The organism is Kitasatospora sp. NPDC056138 (assembly GCF_042264695.1).
Taxonomy (GTDB): domain Bacteria; phylum Actinomycetota; class Actinomycetes; order Streptomycetales; family Streptomycetaceae; genus Kitasatospora.
On record NZ_JBHJVK010000005.1, the window covers coordinates 173,737 to 192,345 of the forward strand.

At 72.8% G+C, this 18,609-nt stretch carries 16 protein-coding genes and 2 riboswitches; of the genes, 12 read left to right on the forward strand and 4 right to left on the reverse strand.

From position 1 onward, the window contains the following. The first annotated feature begins 131 nt into the window (after window positions 1–131). A riboswitch (SAM riboswitch) is annotated at window positions 132–249 on the forward strand. Window positions 250–302: 53 nt separating this feature from the next. Continuing rightward, a complete protein-coding gene (locus ACFC1R_RS05775; protein ID WP_375933261.1) occupies window positions 303–1,670 on the forward strand; it encodes an aminotransferase class V-fold PLP-dependent enzyme in 1,368 nt (455 codons plus the stop codon). Between the two features lie 19 nt (window positions 1,671–1,689). On the opposite strand, the gene ACFC1R_RS05780 is transcribed toward ACFC1R_RS05775, so the two are convergent. Continuing rightward, a complete protein-coding gene (locus ACFC1R_RS05780) occupies window positions 1,690–1,971 on the reverse strand; it encodes an Lrp/AsnC family transcriptional regulator (protein ID WP_375933264.1) in 282 nt (93 codons plus the stop codon). Beyond that, complete coding sequence (locus ACFC1R_RS05785; protein ID WP_375933267.1) at window positions 1,968–2,777, reverse strand: rhomboid family intramembrane serine protease; 810 nt, start codon at window positions 2,775–2,777, stop codon at window positions 1,968–1,970. The genes ACFC1R_RS05780 and ACFC1R_RS05785 overlap by 4 nt, the downstream gene beginning before the upstream one ends. A 202-nt stretch (window positions 2,778–2,979) precedes the next feature. Here ACFC1R_RS05785 and ACFC1R_RS05790 point away from each other — a divergent pair, with 202 nt between their 5' ends. The 6 genes from ACFC1R_RS05790 to ACFC1R_RS05815 all read left to right on the forward strand — a co-directional run bounded on the left by ACFC1R_RS05790 (window position 2,980) and on the right by ACFC1R_RS05815 (window position 10,401). Further along, window positions 2,980–3,231: a hypothetical protein gene (locus ACFC1R_RS05790; protein WP_375933271.1), complete on the forward strand. Its 252-nt coding sequence runs from the start codon at window positions 2,980–2,982 to the stop codon at window positions 3,229–3,231. A 208-nt stretch (window positions 3,232–3,439) separates the two neighbouring features. Next, a complete protein-coding gene (locus ACFC1R_RS05795) occupies window positions 3,440–4,987 on the forward strand; it encodes an NYN domain-containing protein (RefSeq protein ID WP_375933274.1) in 1,548 nt (515 codons plus the stop codon). Between the two features lie 224 nt (window positions 4,988–5,211). After that, complete coding sequence (locus ACFC1R_RS05800) at window positions 5,212–6,240, forward strand: NlpC/P60 family protein (protein WP_375933277.1); 1,029 nt, start codon at window positions 5,212–5,214, stop codon at window positions 6,238–6,240. 301 nt (window positions 6,241–6,541) lie between these two features. Continuing rightward, window positions 6,542–6,718: riboswitch (cyclic di-AMP (ydaO/yuaA leader) on the forward strand. 10 nt (window positions 6,719–6,728) lie between these two features. Continuing rightward, entirely contained in the window at window positions 6,729–7,862 is a 1,134-nt protein-coding gene (locus ACFC1R_RS05805; RefSeq protein ID WP_375933280.1) for an NlpC/P60 family protein, read from the forward strand. Between the two features lie 188 nt (window positions 7,863–8,050). Next, a complete protein-coding gene (locus ACFC1R_RS05810) occupies window positions 8,051–9,115 on the forward strand; it encodes an NlpC/P60 family protein (RefSeq protein ID WP_375933283.1) in 1,065 nt (354 codons plus the stop codon). 59 nt (window positions 9,116–9,174) lie between these two features. Further along, entirely contained in the window at window positions 9,175–10,401 is a 1,227-nt protein-coding gene (locus ACFC1R_RS05815; RefSeq protein ID WP_375933286.1) for a hypothetical protein, read from the forward strand. Here ACFC1R_RS05815 and ACFC1R_RS05820 read toward each other — a convergent pair. Then, window positions 10,367–11,740 carry a glycosyltransferase 87 family protein gene (locus tag ACFC1R_RS05820; protein ID WP_375933289.1) on the reverse strand — a complete coding sequence of 458 codons (1,374 nt, stop codon included), beginning with the start codon at window positions 11,738–11,740 and terminating at the stop codon, window positions 10,367–10,369. The genes ACFC1R_RS05815 and ACFC1R_RS05820 overlap by 35 nt on opposite strands. A gap of 256 nt (window positions 11,741–11,996) precedes the next feature. Here ACFC1R_RS05820 and ACFC1R_RS05825 point away from each other — a divergent pair, with 256 nt between their 5' ends. Then, window positions 11,997–13,133 (forward strand): glycosyltransferase family 4 protein, encoded by a 1,137-nt coding sequence (locus tag ACFC1R_RS05825; protein WP_375933293.1) that lies wholly within the window; start codon window positions 11,997–11,999, stop codon window positions 13,131–13,133. Window positions 13,134–13,299: 166 nt separating this feature from the next. Here the strand turns inward: ACFC1R_RS05825 and ACFC1R_RS05830 are convergent, their stop codons facing one another. Beyond that, window positions 13,300–15,093 (reverse strand): AMP-dependent synthetase/ligase, encoded by a 1,794-nt coding sequence (locus ACFC1R_RS05830; RefSeq protein ID WP_375933296.1) that lies wholly within the window; start codon window positions 15,091–15,093, stop codon window positions 13,300–13,302. 301 nt (window positions 15,094–15,394) lie between these two features. Between ACFC1R_RS05830 and ACFC1R_RS05835 the strand changes: the two genes are divergently transcribed. From ACFC1R_RS05835 to ACFC1R_RS05850, 4 genes are all read left to right on the forward strand, one after another. Next, on the forward strand, window positions 15,395–15,826 hold the full coding sequence (locus ACFC1R_RS05835) for an SRPBCC family protein (RefSeq protein WP_375933299.1): 432 nt from the start codon (window positions 15,395–15,397) through the stop codon (window positions 15,824–15,826). A 10-nt stretch (window positions 15,827–15,836) separates the two neighbouring features. Further along, a complete protein-coding gene (locus tag ACFC1R_RS05840) occupies window positions 15,837–17,012 on the forward strand; it encodes an ArsA family ATPase (RefSeq protein ID WP_375933302.1) in 1,176 nt (391 codons plus the stop codon). 49 nt (window positions 17,013–17,061) lie between these two features. Beyond that, entirely contained in the window at window positions 17,062–17,337 is a 276-nt protein-coding gene (locus ACFC1R_RS05845; RefSeq protein WP_375933305.1) for a DUF5304 family protein, read from the forward strand. A 197-nt stretch (window positions 17,338–17,534) separates the two neighbouring features. After that, entirely contained in the window at window positions 17,535–18,476 is a 942-nt protein-coding gene (locus tag ACFC1R_RS05850; RefSeq protein ID WP_375933308.1) for an ROK family glucokinase, read from the forward strand. Window positions 18,477–18,609: the final 133 nt, after the last annotated feature.

Sequence of the window (18,609 nt, forward strand, 5' to 3'; positions counted from 1 at the left end):
TGTGCTCCGGTGCCCTCCGCCGTGCGCGGTTCCGCCGTGCCGCCCCGTCCCTCCGTCCGGCGTCCCCGGCCACGTCCGAACTGTGGGATGTCGTTTGACCGTTGTTCGGAAGCGTCCTAGAGTCCACGGCAGGTCATGAGCGACAGCGTCAAGCCCCAGCTTGCTGTCCGGCAACCCTCCGTCCGTGGCGGGGTGCCCTGGGTGAGGACCGGGCTGCGCGGCGCACCGTCCGCGTGGCAAGCGCGGACGCCCGGCACACCTGCACACTCCCGGGGTCCCCGACCTCAGAGGAGTGTCTTCCCATGTCCGTCACCACCGACATCTGCGCCCCCCTCCCCGTTCTCGGCCGCGACGTCCAGGTCCCGCTGGTCAGCGGGGACAAGGTCACCTACGCCGCGCTGGACTACGCCGCCAGCTCCCCGGCACTCCAGCGGGTCTGGGACGACGTCGCCGCCTACGCCCCGTACTACGGCAGCGTGCACCGGGGGGCCGGGTACCTCTCGCAGCTCTCCACCGACCTGTTCGAGCAGAGCCGCCGCACCGTCGCCGACTTCCTCGACCTGCGCGAGGGCGACCAGGTGGTCTTCACCCGGGCCACCACCGACTCGCTCAACCTGCTGGCCGGCGTGGTCCCGGCGGGCACCCGGGTCCTCGCCTTCGAGACCGAGCACCACGCCTCGCTGCTGCCGTGGCGCCGCGAGGGCGTGACGGTCAGCTACCTGCGCGCCCCGCGCTCGCACGCCGAGGCCGTCGCCGCGCTGGACGCCGCGCTCGCCGAGCACCCGCACGGCCCGCGGCTGTTCTGCGTGACCGGTGCCTCGAACGTCACCGGGGAGCTGTGGCCGGTCGCCGAGCTGACCGAGGTCGCCCATCGGCACGGCGCCCGGGTCGTGCTGGACGCCGCGCAGCTGGCCCCGCACCACCGGGTGTCGGTCCGCGAGCTGGACGTCGACTGGATCGCCTTCTCCGGCCACAAGCTGTACGCCCCGTTCGGCGCGGGTGTGCTGGCCGGACGCGGCGACTGGCTGGACGCGGCCGAGCCCTACCTGGCGGGCGGCGGGGCCAGCCGTACGGTGGCCCGGGAGGTGGACGGCTCGGTGGCCGTCGAGTGGCAGCAGGGCCCGGCCAGGCACGAGGCCGGGTCGCCCAACGTGATCGGCGCCTACGCCATCGCCTCGGCCTGCCGGGCGCTGAGCGAGGCCGGATTCGACGCGCTCCAGGCCCGGGAGCAGCAGCTGGTCGGGCGGCTGAAGGCCGGGCTGGCGCAGATCCCCGAGGTCAAGGTGCTCAGCCTGTTCGGTACGGACGCCGCACGGGTGGGCGTGCTCTCGTTCGTGGTGGAGGGCTGGAACAGCTCGCACTTCGCGGCGGCGCTCTCCGCCGAGTACGGCATCGGGGTGCGGGACGGCCTGTTCTGCGCGCACCCGCTGGTCCGTACCCTGCTGGGCGGGGAGGCGGAGTCCGGTCAGGTCTCCGCGTGCGGTGCGCCGGAGCCCTCGCTGCCCGGCGAGCGCAGCCTGAACGCGATCCGGGTCAGCTTCGGCGCCGGAACGCCGGACGAGCACCTGGAGCGCTTCCTGGCGGCCGTCCGCGAGCTGGTCGCGGACGGCGCGCGGTGGACCTACCGGAGCGAGGGCGGGCGCTGCGTCGCGGACACCCGGCGGGCCTGACGCCCGGCGGGGCGGTGGACTACTCGTCGAGGCCCAGCGCGAAGGCGGCCTCGAGGTCGTGCTGGGAGTAGGTGCGGAAGGCGATCTGGGTCTGGGTGTCCAGCACCCCGGGGACCTTGTTGAGCCTGCCGGGGATCACCGCGGCCAGATCGTCGTGGTGCCGCACCCGAACCATCGCCACCAGGTTGTAACCGCCGGTCACCGAGTACACCTCGCTGACGCCCTCGATGGCGGCGATGGCCTCGGCGATCTCGGGGATCCTGTCGACGCTGGTCTTGATGAGAACGATCGCGGTGATCACTCGTCGGCTCCTGTCCGTGGGGAGGGGGCCAGCGTATCGGGGCGGCCCAGGGTGGCCGCCCAGGTGGCCAGGTACCCGGTGGCGAAGCCGATCACGTGCACCAGGTAGGCCACCTCGGAGCCGCCCGAGTGCACCGACCACCACTGCAGGGCGAACCACAGGCCCAGCACCAGCCAGGCGGGGAAGCGCAGCGGCAGGAAGAACAGCAGCGGTACCAGCGCGGTGACCCGGGCCCTCGGGTAGAGCCGGAGGTAGGAGCCGAGCACCCCGGCGATCGCCCCCGAGGCGCCGACCAGCGCGCGCACCGCCTCGATCGAGTGCACCTGCGCGTAGGCGTAGCCGTAGGTGGCCAGCGCGCCGACGGTGAGGTAGCCGAGCAGGAAGCGGATCCGGCCGAAGCGCTCCTCGACGCCGGGGCCGAAGACGAACAGGAAGAGCATGTTCCCCAGCAGGTGCAGCCAGCCGGCGTGCACGAAGAAGGACGTGAACACCGACAGCGCCGGGATCTTGCCGGGGTCGGGGGAGAGCAGGCAGCCCGGGACGACCGGCGGCAGGGTGGCCAGCTGGTCGGGGGTCAGCGGACGGTTGGCGATCAGTTCGACGGGTACCGCGCCCCAGCGCTGCTCGTAGCGCTGCTCGGCGCAGACCCGGGCGGGTCCGGTGCCGTAGCCGGGGTTGAGGCCGAAGCTGGGTCCGGCCAGCAGGACCACCGAGCTGATCGCGATCAGGGTGAGGGTGGCCACCGGGGCCCTGACGGGCGGGACGCCGTCCTTGGCGGGGAGGTGGTCGAGGACGGGAGTCGCCATGCTGACGAGCATTCCTCGGACGGTCCCGGACGACACCGCGGTGTACTGCGTGCGGGTTACCCGCCGCCCGGCGTCCGGGAGGTCCGTACCGGTGGCGGCCGGGGTGCGGGCAGGCAATAGGCTTGGGCCTCCACACCGCACCAGCCACCGCAGGCGACCTGGGCGACAGCCGAGGACAGCACCGATCGAAAGGACCGGGCCGATGAGCATCGCCGCCCCCACCGCTGAGACCCGCTGGCGCTGCACCCTCTGCGGCAACCTGACCCGGTTCGACGTGACCCGTTCGGCGAAGGTCGTCGAGTACCTGCACTTCGACCTCGCGGGCGAGTCCAAGGTGGAGGAGACCGAGGTGCTGGCCGAGACCATCGAGTCGGTCCGCTGCCGCTGGTGCAACGCGGTGGACCAGGTCGAGCTGGTGGCCCGTCCCGGTGCCGAGGAGCAGCAGGACGCCTGACCCCGGACCGCCCCGCCCCGGTGACCGAGCGCCCACCGGCGCGGACCGTGGCGGGGCCGCTGTCCCTCGGGGCCGGGGCCTGCGGTCCCGGTGTGTGGCGAGGTCCCGGGTGGGGCACGGTACACGGGACAATTGCAGAGAGCGGTGGGTTTGAGGGCAGCGGCAACGGGCCGTACGGAACCCGCAGAGCAGAATCGGAGCCGAGGACGTGGTGGACACAGCGAGGGGGCCGGCCGAGCCGCAGGGGCATCCGCCCGCTGTGGACCAGGCCGGTGCCGTCCCGGTGGCCGGTGCCGCTCACGGTCCCGAGGCGGAGTCGGCCGGGCGGCCCGGTACGGACGGCGGTGCCCGGGCGACCGAGGCCGACGCGGCCGGGAGCGCCGGGGCCGGCGCCGCCGAGAGCACGGCGACTGCCGAGTCCGCTGAGGCCGCTGAGGCCGCCGACACCGAGCAGTTGGACCGGCCGCTGCCCGAGGGGGTGCGTCGCCGGGTGGTCGGGATCGCCGCCGACGCGCTGGGCGGACTGCCGGGCGTCGACGTGCCCGCCTCGCTGCGCCAGTACGCGAAGTTCACCCCGGCCCGCCGGGCCAAGTACGCGGGGACGGCGCTGGCCGCCGCCCTGGAGTCGGAGCCGCTGTTCCGGCTTCGGATAGCGGACCGGCTTCGGCTGGGCCAGCCCGATCTGGTCAGGGCGCTGGAGGCCGGGAGCGTGCCCGGCGCCGCCGACCCGATGGACGTCGCCGCCGCCGCGTACCTGCTGCGGCCGGCGGGCTGGGCCAGGCTGGTGGCCGAGGCCGGGGAACAGGTGGAGCGGGCGGGAGCGGAGGGCGCGGCGGCCGAGGCCGCCCGGCTGGTGGAGAAGCTCCAGGAGGAGCTGGCCGAGGTGCGTTCGCAGGCGCGGGCCGATCTGGACCGCCAGCGGGCCGAGGCCGAGGGCGTCCGCCGGGAGGTGGAGTCGCTGCGCAAGCGGGTCCGCAGTCTGGAGAGCGACACCCGGCGGGCCCAGGCCGAGGCGCGCAAGCTGCAGGTGGAGCTGGACGCGGCCAGGGCCGCCGCCGGTACCGAGCGCAGTGCGGCCGAGGGCGAGGCGCGGCGGCTGCGGCACCGGGTCGCCGAGCTGGAGACGGCCCTCGAGGCCGGTCGCCGTTCGGCCAGGGAGGGGCGCAGCGTCGAGGACATGCGGCTGCGGCTGCTGCTGGACAGCGTGCTGCAGTCGGCGCAGGGCCTCCAGCGCGAGCTGGCACTGCCGGTCTCGCAGATCCGTCCGGCCGACCTGGTGGACGCGGTGGTGCCCGGCTCCGCCTCGCCGAACGACGTGGCCAGGCGCGGGCTGGCGGAGGACGATCCGGCGCTGCTGGACCAACTGCTGGCGATCCCTCAGGTCCACCTGGTGGTGGACGGCTACAACGTCACCAAGACCGGCTATCCGGCCCTGCCGCTGGAGCAGCAGCGGATCCGGCTGCTGGGCGGTCTGGCGATGCTGGCCCAGCGCACCCAGGCAGAGGTGACCTGTGTCTTCGACGGCCAGGACCTGGACGTTCCGGTGATCATGGCGCCGCCGCGCGGGGTCCGGGTGCGGTTCAGCCGGACCGGGGAGACGGCGGACGAGCTGATCCGGCGCCTGGTGCGGGCCGAGCCGCAGGGGCGTCCGGTGGTGGTGGTCTCCGCGGACAAGGAGATCGCCGACGGCGTGCGGAAGGCGGGTGCGCGCCCGGTGGCCTCGGTGCTGCTGCTGAACCGGCTGTCACGCTCCTGACCTGCGGGTTCGATTCCTCCGCCAAGAGCTCGGGCCGGCCTTGACGGGCGGTCGGGATGGCGGCTCCCGGATGTGACGGTTCGGTGAATCCCATGCGGGGGCACGGGGTTGGGGGCGGTGGGGAGTGGCTTTTGACTGCCATCTTCACTAGGGTCTGGCGTCAAACCTATTTTCCGGATTTCCGCCCGATCGGACGGGTCCAGCAGGAAGAAGGAGCTAGACCCTTGGCCACCCACCGCCGTCCCAAGCAGCCGAGCCGTGCGCGGGTCTCCGTGCTGACCGCTGCAGCTGCGACTGCGGTCGCCCTCTCCGCCAACGCGAGTGCCCACGCGGCGCCCGCCCAGCCGAGCAAGGACGAGGTCAAGGTCCAGATCGACCAGCTGAACACCGAGCAGGAGCAGGCAGCCGAGAAGTTCAACGGCGCCCAGGAGCGGGCCGACCAGCTGCGCAAGCAGGCCGACCAGCTGCAGGACCAGGTCGCGCGCGGCCAGGACCAGCTGACGCAGCTGCAGAACAGCCTGTCGGCGGTGGCCGGCGAGCAGTACCGCTCGGGCGGGATCGACCCGACCGTGGCGCTGATGCTCTCCGCCAACCCGGACGGCTACCTGGAGCAGGCCTCCAGCGCCGAGCAGGTCAACCAGACCGAGGCCGACATCCTGAAGGCGCTCAAGGAGCAGCAGGCCCGCCTGGACCAGCAGAAGCAGGAGGCCGCCACGGTCCTCGCCGAGCTGGACCGCAACACCAAGGACCTGAACGACGCCAAGGCGCAGGTGCAGCAGAAGCTGCAGGACGCCACCAACCTGCTCAACACGCTCACCGCGCAGGAGCGGGCCGCGGTGGTGGCTGCCGACCGGGCCTCGCGCGGCGATTCCCGCGCCGACCTCGGCCCGCTGCCGAGCGCGGGCGGCTACGCCGGTGTCGCGGTCGCCGCGGCGTTGAACAAGCGCGGCTCGGACTACGTCTGGGGCGCCGAGGGGCCGAGCACGTTCGACTGCTCGGGTCTGATGCAGTGGGCCTACGCGCAGGCCGGTGTCTCGCTGCCGCGCACCTCGCAGGAGCAGGCCAGCGTCGGGACCAAGGTGCCCTCGCTCGCCCAGGCGCAGCCCGGCGACCTGGTCATCTACGGCAATGACGCGCACCACGTCGGGATGTACATCGGCAACGGCATGGTGGTGCACGCCCCGCACACCGGTGACGTGGTGCGGACGATGCAGGCGGACGCGATGTCGATCCTCACCATCCGCCGCGTCTGACGGCCGACAGCTGCCGGGGTCGGGCACGCGGTGTTCGGCCGCCGAAATCGTCCTGTGATGCAGAGCACTTCCGCGGGCCTTTCCGCTGAAAGTCCGTCAGCCGATCGTGCCGGGACCGTCACTCCGGGTCGATTCACAAACGAACTTGTCGGTGATTCAGAATTTTTTCTGACAAGGATTTGAACGGATCACGGTTTCGTTACTAGTGTCGTGACCTGAACCACCGCACAGTCGATCACTCAATCAGGGTGGCGGCGGGGGTTCCCGCCGAGTCCGAGAGGCAGCGGGGCAGTCCAACTGCCTTACGGGGAAGCCCCATCAGGGGTGCTGCGGATCGGAGCCGGGGAACCACGTTCCTCGGGGTGAATCGGCGCCAGGTCGGCCGGCCGTCGTGGACGGTGGCCGGTGAGGCGTCGTAGGGCATCTCTTCCAGCCCGAACCCGTCAGCTCACCCGGTAGGCGGACGTAGGAAGAAGGAGTCCGCCTTCGTGGCGTCCCATCGTCGTCCCAAGCCTGCAAGCCGTACCCGCGTCACCATCCTGACCGCGGCGGCCGCGACCGCGGTGGCGCTCTCCGCACAGACCGGTGCGCACGCCGACCCGAAGCCGACCAAGGACGAGGTCGCGACCCAGGTCGACCAGCTCGACGGGCAGGCCGAGGCCGCCACCGAGAAGTTCAACGCGGCGACCGAGAAGCAGCAGACCCTGCAGAAGCAGGTCAGTGACCTGCAGGACCAGGTGGCTCGGCAGCAGGATCGGGTGAGCACCGTCCAGCAGGGGCTCGCCGAGATCGCGGCGGAGCAGTACCGCAACGGTGGCATCTCCCCGACGGTCCAGCTGATGCTCTCCAGCTCGCCGGACTCCTTCCTCTCCAGGGCCGACTCGATCCAGCAGGTCGGCCTCTCGCAGGCCGATGCGCTCAAGACGCTCAAGGGCGAGCAGGAGAAGCTCGACCAGCAGAAGGCCGAAGCCCAGCAGAAGCTGGCCGAGCTGGATGCCACCACCAAGGACCTGAAGACGTCGAAGGACGAGGTCCAGGCCAAGCTGGCGCAGGCCAAGGCGCTGCTCGACACCCTGACCCAGCAGGAGCGCGAGGCGCTGCAGGCCGCCCAGGACAAGGCCGCCGCCGATGCGGCCGCCAGCGCCCGCGCCTCGCGCGACAGCAGCCGCGCCGACCTCTCCTCCGGTGGTTCAGGTGGTTCCGGTGGTTCAGGCAGCAGCAGCAAGAGCGGTGGCAGCAGGGCCGGCGGCAGCGTCAACGTGCCGTCCGGTTCGTACGCCGCCGCCGCGGTGGCCGCCGCCGAGTCGCAGGAGGGCAAGCCCTACCTCTGGGGTGCCACCGGTCCGGACGCCTTCGACTGCTCGGGTCTGATGCAGTGGGCGTACGCCAAGGCCGGTGTCTCGCTGCCGCGCACCTCGCAGGAGCAGGCCTCGGCCGGCACCAACATGGGCACCGACATCTCCAACGCCCGTCCCGGTGACCTGATCATCTTCTACGACGACCAGCACCACGTCGGCATGTACGTGGGCGGCGGTCAGGTCATCCACGCGCCGCGGGCCGGCAAGCCCGTCCAGTACATGAGCGCCACCGTGCTGCCCATCTCGGCGATCGTCCGGGTCTGACCCGTACCCGATCGACCGCAGGCCCGGCCCTCCCCGTGGGGGCCGGGCCTGCGGCGTTTCCGGAAAGTCGAGTTGATGTCCTATTAGTGGCCAAATATTCGGTGTTACAGGGGTTTGGACTAGATCCTCCGGACTCGCTAACGTCTGGCCCCGGACCTTAGCCGAGGACGAATGGAGCAGCCGCCCCGATGTCGATGCACCGCCGTTCCCCCCTGCCGGGCACGCAGCGGCTGGCCCGCGCCCTGGTGCTCACGGCAGCGGCCACCACCGCGCTCGGCATGACGCTCGGTGGCCCGGCCCAGGCCGCCCCGGGCCTGCCCGCCGACCCGCCGTCCAAACAAGAGGTCAAGGCGCAGGTCGACCGGCTGTACGAGGAGGCCGAACAGGCCTCGGAGCGCTTCAACGCCGCCCAGGAGTACCAGAAACGCCTGCAGGGAGAGGCCGACGGGCTCCAGGGCCAGGTGGTCGCCGCGCAGGAGGAACTGAACCGGCTGCGCACCGACCTCGGAGCGGTGGCCGCCGCCCAGTACCGTGCGGGGGGTATCGACCCGGCCGTGGCGCTGATGCTGGACTCCGACCCGGACGGCTACCTCAACCGGGCCCGCAGCCTCAACCAGGCCGCCGAGCGGCAGGGTGCCACCGTCCGGCAGGTGATCGACCGGCAGCTGAGGCTCGACCAGCGCCGCGCCGAGACCACCGCCAAGCTCGCCGAGCTGGAGGAGGCCCGCCGCGCGCTCACCGAGAGCAAGCAGCAGATCCAGCAGCGGCTGACCCAGGCCCAGCGGCTGCTCAACGGCCTCGGGGCGGCCGAGCGGTCCAGGCTGGACGCCGAGGACGCCGAGGCGGCCGAGCAGCGCGCCACCCGGGGCACCGACCGGCTCGACCTCGGTGACCAGCCGGCCTCCTCCGAACGCGCCGCCGCCGCGTTCGCCGCCGCCGTCTCCCGGATCGGCTCGCCCTACGTCTACGGATCCACCGGCCCGCGTACCTTCGACTGCTCCGGTCTGATGTACTGGAGCTGGCGGCAGGCCGGAGTGACCCTGCCGCGCACCTCGCAGGCGCAGCTGTACGCGGGGCGGCGAGTGAGCCTGAGCGAGGCGCGACCGGGAGACCTGGTGATCTTTTTCAGGGACATGCACCACGTCGGCATGTACGCCGGCGGCGGGGTGGTCGTGCACGCGCCCTACCCGGGCGCCCGGGTCCGTTACGAGAGTGTGAAGGCGATGCCGGTGGCCGGGGTGGTGCGGGTCTGAACGCGGACCAGGAGCCACTGGTCACCGACCTGCCCCGGCCGACCGGGGCAGGTCGGCCCTTGCTGTCCCGGCGCGGGGCGCTCCTGCTGGCGGTCGGCGGCCTTGCGCAGCTGTCCGGGCCCGGGCCGCGGCAGACGGTCCGGCCGCCCGTCGGGGACGCGGCCGCCGGGCCGCCCGTCAGGCCGGAGATCGAGGCCCTGCTCGCCCGCCGGGCCGGGGCGCTGCGCAGTCCGGACCAGGCCGCCCTGCTCGCCGGGGTCGCCCCCGAGGCCAGGGCGGCCCAGCAGGAGGCGCTGGCCCGCTGCCGCGGCATACCCTTCGCCGAACTCTCCTACCGGCTCACCGACTTCTCGGAGCCGCGCGGCGTCGACCGGTTCACGGCGACCGCCGACCTCGGCTACCGGCTGCACGGCATCGACAACCACCCGGCGCTGCTCGGCCGCACCCTGGAGTTCGTCCGGGTGGACGACGGCTGGCTGCTGGCCGGGGACCGGCCGACCGAGGCCGCCGCGCTCTGGGACCTGGGCGCGGTCCGGGTGGTGCACGGCAGCCGCAGCCTGGTCCTCGGCCTGGCCGCCACCGCGGACCTGGCGAAGACCGCGGTGATCGCCGACCAGGCGGTGCCGGCGGTCGAGGAGGTCTGGGGGGACGGCTGGGCCGGGCAGCTGCTGCTGGAGATCCCGCAGACCGAGGACCAGTTCGCCCGGCTGCTGGGCGTCTCCGCCGTCGACTACCAGGGCATAGCCGCCGTCACCACGGCCGCCGCCGGGGCCCCGCACGGCACCGCCGCCGACCGGGTGCTGCTCAACCCGGACGCCTACGCCGGGCTCAGCGACCTGGGCCGCCGGGTCGTCACCACCCACGAGGCCACCCATGTCGCCACCCGGGCCGACACCAGGCCCTGGACGCCGCTCTGGCTCTCCGAGGGCGTCGCCGACTACACCGGCTACCGGGGCAACGGCCGCACCGCCCGGCAGATCGCGCCGGAGCTGGCCAACGACGTGGAGGCCGGACGACTGCCGAGCGCACTGCCCCTGGACGCGGACTTCGCCGCCGGCTCGGCCGGGATCGCCCAGGCGTACGAACTCGCCTGGATGGCCTGCGACATGATCGCCCGCCAGTGGGGCGAGCAGCGCCTGGTCGCGCTCTACCGGGCGGTCGGCGCGACCGAGTCGGTGCGGACGCAGGGGCTCGACGGGCTGTTCCGGGCGCAGCTGGGCACCGGCCTCGACGAGTTCACCCGGCAGTGGATCAGCGAGGTCCGCCGGCTGCCGACGCGCCCGTAGAGCCGAGGCCGTCCAGCAGGTCCTGTTCGTAGGCGATGCCGGGACGGACCGGGTAGCCGGCCCGCTCCAGCGCCGGGAGGACGACGGTGCGCTCCGCGTCCGGCCCCCGGGTGGAGCGCCACAGCCGGTGGCAGGAGACCACGGTGGCCGTCAGCAGCAGGAGGTTCCGTACGGTCAGCACGGCCACGCCCCACGGCTGGCTGTTGTGCACCTGGCCGAAGAGGATCGGGAACTCCAGCGTGGTGAAGAGCGTGGCGACCAGGATCACCACCGCGACCGGCTTCTGGCTGGTGCCGCGCACGGTCAGGCAGACCGCCGCCACGCCGACCAGCCAGACCAGGTACTGCGGGCTGATCACCCGGCTGGTCACGGTGAAGATCAGCAGAGCGCTGAGCGCCGCGTCGTAGGTGGTGGCGGGCTGCCAGCGCCTGGCCCGCAGCCGCCACAGCAGCAGCCAGCCGAAGCCGAGCGCGGTGGCCGCCACCGACAGCTGGGAGATCAGCGGCACCCAGGGGCCGAGCAGCTCCAGCGAGCCGTAGTTCATCGAGACCTGGCCGTGCCAGACGCCGGCCAGCCGGGCGAAGTGCAGCGGCAGCGCACCGACCGACTCGACCTCGATGCCCCGGTCCCGCTGGAACTTCAGGAACTCGAAGGCACCGTTCATCCCGGCTGCCAGCAGGAAGCACAGCGCACCCAGGGTGGCCGCCGCGGCCGTCCAGGAACGGCGGGTACGGCGCCCGCGCGGGGTGCCCGCCAGCGCCAGCACCGGCCAGATCTTCACCAGGCCGCCGAAGCCGAGCAGGATCCCGCCGATCGCCGGGCGGCGCAGCAGCACCAGCAGGCCGGCCACCGCGACGGCGGTCACCAGGATGTCGTACCGGCAGTAGACCGTCGGCCCGAGCAGCGGGACGCCCGCCACCCAGACCCAGGCACCGGTGAAGCTGCGGCCCCGGCGGGTGCCGGCCCGCATCAGCAGGGCCATCGCCAGCGCGTCCAGGACACCGCAGATGACGAAGAAGGAGACCAGGTAGGACCAGGGCAGCAGGCCGGGCAGCAGGATCACCAGGGCCGCACCCGGCGGGTACTGCCAGGTGACGTCGTCCAGCGGGAAGGTGCCGGTCTGCAGGACCTCGTACCAGCCGTGGTAGATCACCGTGACGTCGGCGGTGACGTCCATGCCGGAGATCCGCAGCACACCGACGGCCATCAGTACGATCAGGACCCGGGTGACCAGCCAGCCGCCCGCGAGCCCCCACAGCGCCCCGCCGGCCGGGCGGCCGGGCGCGGACAGCGCGGTACTACCGGTGTTGCCGGTGACACCGGCCGGAACCAACTCCACTGCGCTCCCTCGTTCGGCTCCAGGCGGACATCGCGCGGACGTCGATCGGCTCTGTTCGTGTCGGTACAGGTGGTGGGCCGCATCCTCCCACGCCCCCGGGCGCGGGAGTGCCCGCGAGACCCCTCGTCTGTCTGGACCGGCACGGGAGGGAAACGGTTGCGCTGCCCGGCCGCGTTCCCGGCGAGCCGCGGTGTTGACCTATGGTACGGATCACCGACCGGTACACCGAGCACCCCCCGACCGAGCGAGCCGTGGCATGCACAAGACCCTGATCGTCACCAACGACTTCCCGCCCCGGCCCGGCGGAATCCAGGCGTTCGTACACAATATGGCCGTCCGGCAGCCCGCCGGAAGCATTGTGGTGTACGCCTCCACCTGGCGTGACGGCAGTGAGGTCCGGCGCTTCGACGCGCAGCAGCCGTTCCCGGTGATCAGGGACCGCACCAGGATGATGGTGCCGACCCCCAGGGTCACCCGGCGGGCCGCCGAGATCCTGCGGGCCGAGGGCTGCGACTCGGTCTGGTTCGGCGCCGCCGCGCCGCTCGGGCTGATGGCCCCCGCGCTGCGCCGGGCCGGGGCCGGACGGCTGCTCGGCATGACCCACGGTCACGAGGCCGCCTGGGCCCAGCTCCCGGCCTCCCGCCAGCTGCTGCGCCGGATCGGCGCGGGCACCGACACCCTCACCTACCTCGGCGAGTACACCCGTTCGCGGATCGCCGCCGCCGTCGGACCCGGGGCGGCGGAGCGGATGGTGCAACTGCCGCCCGGGGTGGACGAGCAGACCTTCCGGCCGGACTCCGGCGGCGCCGCGGTCCGGGCCCGGCTGGGGCTGAGCGACCGTCCGGTGGTGGTCTGCGTCTCCAGGCTGGTCCCGCGCAAGGGCCAGGACACCCTGATCGCGGCGATGCCGCAGATCCTGGCGTCCGTGCCGGACGCCGTCCTGCTGATCGTCGGCGGCGGGCCCTACCTGGCGGACCTGCGGAAGCTGGCCGAGGCCACGGGGGTGAGCGACTCGGTGCGGTTCACCGGTGCGGTCCCGTGGGAGGAGCTGCCCGCGCACTACGGCGCCGGCGACGTCTTCGCCATGCCCTGCCGCACCCGTCGGGGCGGGCTGGACGTGGAGGGTCTCGGCATCGTCTACCTGGAGGCCTCGGCGACCGGGCTGCCGGTGGTCGCGGGCGACTCGGGCGGCGCCCCCGACGCCGTCCTGGAGGGCGAGACCGGGTACGTCGTCCCGGGGCGCTCGACGGCGGCGACGGCGGAGCGGATCGTGCGGCTGCTGCACGACGAGGAGCTGCGCCGTCGGATGGGGGAGGCCGGACGGCGCTGGGTGGAGCGTTCCTGGCGCTGGGACCTGCTGGCCGGACGGCTCACCTCGCTGCTGGCGGCCTGAGCCCGGGGCCCCGCCGGAGCTGTCCGGGGGTGCGGCTCGGGAGTGCCGCGCGGGGAGCCGGGCGGGGCGGAGGCCACCGCGGCCGGCCGGGCCCGGTGGGCCACGGTGGGGCGGTGCAGCCTCCCAGGGGGCGGTTCGTACGGCTCCCCGCGCCCCTGGCGTGCGTTCAGCGCTGGTAGAGGGCCTCGACGTCGGCGGCGAAGTCCTTCAGGACGAGGTTGCGCTTCAGCTTCAGCGAGGGCGTCAGGTAGCCGCTCTCCTCGGAGAAGACGGTGTCCAGGATGCGGAACTTCTTCACCGCCTCGGCGTGCGAGACGGCCAGGTTGCCGTCGTCCACCGCGGACTGGACGGCCGCCAGCAGGTCGGGGTCCTCGCGGAGGTCGGCCGGCGAGGCGTCGGCGGGCTTGCCGTTGAGCTCCTTCCACTTGGGGAAGAAGTCCTCGTCGATGGTGACCAGACAGGAGATGAACGGCCTGCGGTCGCCGACCACCATCACCTCGCCGATCAGGGCGTGAGCGCGGATCCGGTCCTCGATCACGGCGGGGGCGACGTTCTTGCCGCCCGCTGTGACGATGATCTCCTTCTTCCGGCCGGTGATGGTGAGGTAGCCGTCCTCGTCCAGCGAACCGAGGTCGCCGGTGGCCAGCCAGCCGTCGTGCAGGACCTCGGCGGTGGCGGCCGGGTTGTTCCAGTACCCGGCGAACACCTGCGGACCCTTGAACATGACCTCGCCGTCCTCGGCGATCCGGACCGCCGAGCCGGGCAGCGGCTGGCCGACCGTGCCGATCTTCGTCAGGTCGTGCGGGTTGAAGGCGGTGGCGGCACAGGTCTCGGTCAGGCCGTAGCCCTCCAGGACGGTGAAGCCGATGCCCCGGTAGAAGTGGCCGAGCCGCTCGCCGAGCGGGGCACCGCCGGAGATCGCGTGGGTGGCCCGGCCGCCCAGTGCGGCGCGCAGCTTGCTGTAGACCAGCTTGTCGAAGACCGCATGCTTGATTCTGAGGACCAGGCCGGGGCCGCCCTGGTCGAGTGCCCGGCTGTACGCGATGGCGGTGTCGGCGGCCCGGTCGAAGATCTTGCCCTTGCCGTCGGCCTGCGCCTTGGTGCGCGCGGTGTTGTACACCTTCTCGAAGACCCGGGGCACGCCCAGGATCAGGGTCGGGCGGAAGGAGGCCAGCTCGGCGGTGACGTCCTTGATGTCCGAGACGTGGCCCAGCTTGATCGGCGTGATGGCGGCGGCGATCTCGGCGATCCGGCCCAGGACGTGGGCCAGCGGGAGGAAGAGCAGCACCGAGCTCTCGCCGGTCCGGAACAGCGGCTCCAGACGGTTCGTCACATTGCCCAGCTCGGCCAGGAAGTTGGCGTGCGTCAGCTGGCAGCCCTTGGGGCGGCCGGTGGTGCCCGAGGTGTAGACGATGCTGGCGATCGAGTCCGCGGTCGCGATGGAACGGCGCTCGTCCACCGTGTCCTCGGTGACTGCGGCCCCGGCCTCGGCGAGGGCGGCGACGCCGCCCGCCTCGATCTGCCAGGTGTGCTTCAGCTCCGGCAGCCGGTCGCGGAGGCCCGCCACCACGGCGGCGTGGGTGTCGGTCTCGGTGATCACGGCGACTGCCCCGGAGTCGCTCAGGATCCACTGCACCTGCTCGACGGAGGAGGTCTCGTAGACCGGCACGGTGATCGCGCCCGCGGTCCAGATCGCGAAGTCCAGCAGCGTCCACTCGTAGCGGGTGCGCGACATGATGCCGACCCGGGCGCCCGGTCGCACGCCGGAGGCGATCAGGCCCTTGGCCGCGCTGTGCACCTCGGCGAGGAACTGCACAGCCGTCAGGTCCACCCAGCGCCCGTCCACCTTGCGGCTGATCACCGCCTCGCCCGGGTGCCGCTCGGCGTTCTGGTGGACGAGGTCGGCGAGGTTACCGTCGCTCGGTACCTGGTAACGGGCCGGAAGGCTGAACTCGAGCAAGACTGCTCCTCGTCTGCGACGCTGCGGGACGGCAGGACGTTACTGCCCGGTAGGTGGATTCGACCAGGGGTGTCGGTCCGGTTGTTCCGAGAGTCACACCGTTCGACCAGGTCTGAGGGGTCCGGTGCACCGGGGTGGATGAACCGGGAGGTTTCGACTCGCACCATACGGCAGCGCCGATGTGACCCGCCGGTAGGTCCGATCTCCCCCGTACGCCCGGAGCCCCCGCGGCACGGGGGGGCTCACCTGGCGCGATAACCTGCCCTGGGCGCATATCGGAAGAGACGCGGAGGACCGTTCCATGGCGGAACACACCAGGTCGAGCATCACCATCGCCGCGACCCCGGCGGAGGTCATGGCCGTGATCGCGGACTTCGCCGCGTACCCGGCGTGGACCGGCGAGGTCAAGGAGATCGAGGTCCTGGAGAGCGCCGAGGACGGCCGGGCCGCCCAGGTCCGCCTGCTGCTCGACGCCGGGGCGATCCGCGACGAGCACGTCCTCGCCTACACCTGGGACGGCGACCGCGAGGTCTCCTGGACGCTGGTCAAGAGCCAGATGCTCCGCTCCCTGGACGGCTCCTACTCCCTGGCCGCCGTCAAGGGCGGTACCGAGGTCACCTACCGGCTCGCCGTGGACGTGAAGATCCCGATGCTCGGCATGATCAAGCGCAAGGCGGAGAAGGTCATCATCGACCGGGCGCTCGCCGGGCTGAAGAAGCGCGTCGAGGGCTGAGGTTCCGGCGGTGCGGACGATCCTGGTCAGCGGAGACGGCTCGGCACTGATCGCCGCGGCCACCGCCCTGCACGCGGCCGGCCAGGGGCGGCGCACCCTGCTGCTCGCCGCCGGCGACCCGCACCGCACGCTGGACGCCGCCCTCGGCGGCAGGCTCACCGGACTCCCCACGCCGTACGCCGAGCACCTCACGGCCGCGCGGGTCGACGAGCAGGACGCCTTCCGCGCCACCCTGGACGGGTTCGGCGACCGCCTCGGCCCCGCCCTCGACCTGATCGGTGCCGCTCCGCTCGACCCCGAGGAGCTCACTCCGCTGCCCGGCACCCGCCAGCTCGCCCTGCTGCGCGCGCTGCGCACCGCCGACGCCGAGGTCCTGGTGGTCGCGGCCCCCGACCCGGCCGAGCTGATCGCCACCCTCGCGCTGCCCGAACAGCTCACCCGCTACCTCGACCGGCTGCTGCCCGAGCAGCGCCAGGCCGCCCGCGCGCTGCGCCCGCTGCTGGCCGCCGTCGCCGGGGTGCCGATGCCCGCCGACTGGCTCTTCTCGGCCCGTACCAAGGCCGTCGCCGTGCTCGCCGAGGCCCGCTCCGCCGTCGAGGACCCGGGTACCTCGGTGCGTCTGGTGGTGGACGCCGACCACTTCGACTTCGACGAACTGCGCCGGATCCGGGCCGGGTTCGCCCTGTACGGGCAGCGGCTGGACGCCGTGGTCGCCCACCGTGCGCTGCCCACCGCCGCCGTCGACTCGCCCGACCCCTGGCTCGCCGCCCAGGCCGCCCGCGAACACGACCGGCTCACCGGGCTCGCCGACGAACTCGGCGGGCTGCCCCTGCTGGTCTGCCGCCGGCCCGAGCCGACCCTGGAGGGCATGGCCGCCCAGCTGTACGGCGAGGTCGAGCCCGTCCCGTACGACACCCCGTGGCAGGTGGTGGACCGGCTCGCCGAGGAGGGCCTGCTCATCTGGCGTCTCGCGCTGCCCGGCGCGGACCGGTCCGAGCTCGAACTCGTCCGGCGCGGCGACGAGTTGGTGGTCGGCCTGGGCGGGTACCGGCGGATCCTGCCGCTGCCCTCCGCGCTGCGCCGCTGCACCGTGCAGGGCGCGGGGATGGGCGAGGGAGTGCTCTCGGTCCGCTTCGCGCCGGACCCGGCGCTCTGGCCGACGGATTGGCCCCGGGGCATCAGGTAGCGTCTCGGGCACGGCGGCCGCCGTGGCCGCCCCAGGAGAGAGGCGCCCGATGGCCGACGAAGAGACCGACCAGCCCTCCACCGGCGATCTCGGCCCGCTGGTCGAGGAGGTGCGCCGGTTCGCCGCCGCCGTGGGGGAGAAGGCCCAGCAGGTCGGCGGTCGGCTCCGCGAACAGAACCCCGAGGTGTACGGGCACCTGGCCGCCGCCGGCAGTGAGCTCCTCGCCGCCTACCGTGCCGTCGTCTCCGGTCACGAGCGCCGCTGGTCGGCCCCCGGTCAGGCGGACTCGCAGCGAATCGATCTCGACGGAGCGTCGGACAATTAGTGAAGTCGCTCGGCGTAACTGGTGATCGTCCGGCTTCATAACGTCACTGATCGGGTCATAACGTACGACTTTTGAAAGCCTACGGGCGAGATCCTCGGGAAATGTCTTCGGATAATGTATGCAGCGCTGTGTACGGGAGCACCGTTGTCCGGGTACCGTTCCGGACAGGCGGGAACGAGTGAATAGCTGAGGGACACATGGCTCTGACCATCGGCGTCGATGTCGGCGGCACCAAGATCGCGGCCGGTGTGGTCGACGAGAACGGCGAGATCCTCGCCCGGACCCGGGTACCCACCCCCGCCGACCCGCAGTGGGCGGTCGATGCCATCGCCCAGGCCGTCCGCGAGCTCAAGGAGCAGCACCCCGAGGTGTCCGCGGTCGGTGTCGGCGCTCCCGGCTTCGTCGACCGCGACCGCTCCACGGTGATCTTCGCTCCGAACATCGCCTGGGAGAACGAGCCCCTGCGCAGCAGGATCGAGGAGCTCACCGGCCTCGCCACGGTGGTCGAGAACGACGCCAACTGCGCCGCCTGGGCCGAGTTCCGCTTCGGTGCCGCCGCCGCGTACGAGGACATGGTCCTGATCACCGTCGGCACCGGCATCGGCGGCGGCATCGTGCTGGACGGCCGCCTGCACCGGGGCCGCTTCGGCGTGGCCGGCGAGATCGGCCACCTCAACATGGTCCCCGACGGCCTGCTCTGCGGCTGCGGTGGCAAGGGCTGCTGGGAGCAGTACGGCTCCGGTCGCGCGCTGCGCCGCTACGGCCGGGAGCGGGCCGCCGCCGACCCCGTGCGCGGCAAGTGGATGCTCGACCTCAACGACGGGGTCGCCGAGACCATTCGCGGCATCCACATCACCGAGGCCGCGGAGGGCGGCGACCCGCTCGCCCTGGAGTGCTACGAGGAGCTCGCCGACTGGCTGGGCCGCGGCATGGCGGACCTCGCCGCCCTCTTCGACCCGGCCGTCTTCGTCCTCGGCGGCGGCGTCTCCGACTCCGGGCGGCTGCTGCTCGACCCGGTCGCCAAGGCGTTCGAGAAGTACCTGACGGGCGGTGTGCACCGGCCGCGCGCCGCCGTCGTGCTGGCCTCGATGGGCTCCGCCGCCGGAATCGTCGGCGCGGGCGACCTCGCCCGGATCTGACCGCCCGGATCTGACCGCCCGGATCCGACTGCCCGGGGCACGGGGAGCCGCGAGCTGCCACGTCCCACCCCGGGCACCGGGTACCGGTCGCGGGGGGCACACCCCCCCCCCCCGCACCCCCCCCCACCCCCCC

Bases quoted from the DNA above. Each gene is read 5' to 3' on its own strand.
- ACFC1R_RS05810 (WP_375933283.1), top strand. From the start codon at position 8,051: ATGTCGATGCACCGCCGTTCCCCCCTGCCGGGCACGCAGCGGCTGGCC.
- ACFC1R_RS05835 (WP_375933299.1), top strand. From the start codon at position 15,395: ATGGCGGAACACACCAGGTCGAGCATCACCATCGCCGCGACCCCGGCG.
- ACFC1R_RS05845 (WP_375933305.1), top strand. From the start codon at position 17,062: ATGGCCGACGAAGAGACCGACCAGCCCTCCACCGGCGATCTCGGCCCG.
- ACFC1R_RS05825 (WP_375933293.1), top strand. From the start codon at position 11,997: ATGCACAAGACCCTGATCGTCACCAACGACTTCCCGCCCCGGCCCGGC.
- ACFC1R_RS05775 (WP_375933261.1), top strand. From the start codon at position 303: ATGTCCGTCACCACCGACATCTGCGCCCCCCTCCCCGTTCTCGGCCGC.
- ACFC1R_RS05790 (WP_375933271.1), top strand. From the start codon at position 2,980: ATGAGCATCGCCGCCCCCACCGCTGAGACCCGCTGGCGCTGCACCCTC.
- ACFC1R_RS05785 (WP_375933267.1), bottom strand. From the start codon at position 2,777: ATGGCGACTCCCGTCCTCGACCACCTCCCCGCCAAGGACGGCGTCCCG.
- ACFC1R_RS05850 (WP_375933308.1), top strand. From the start codon at position 17,535: ATGGCTCTGACCATCGGCGTCGATGTCGGCGGCACCAAGATCGCGGCC.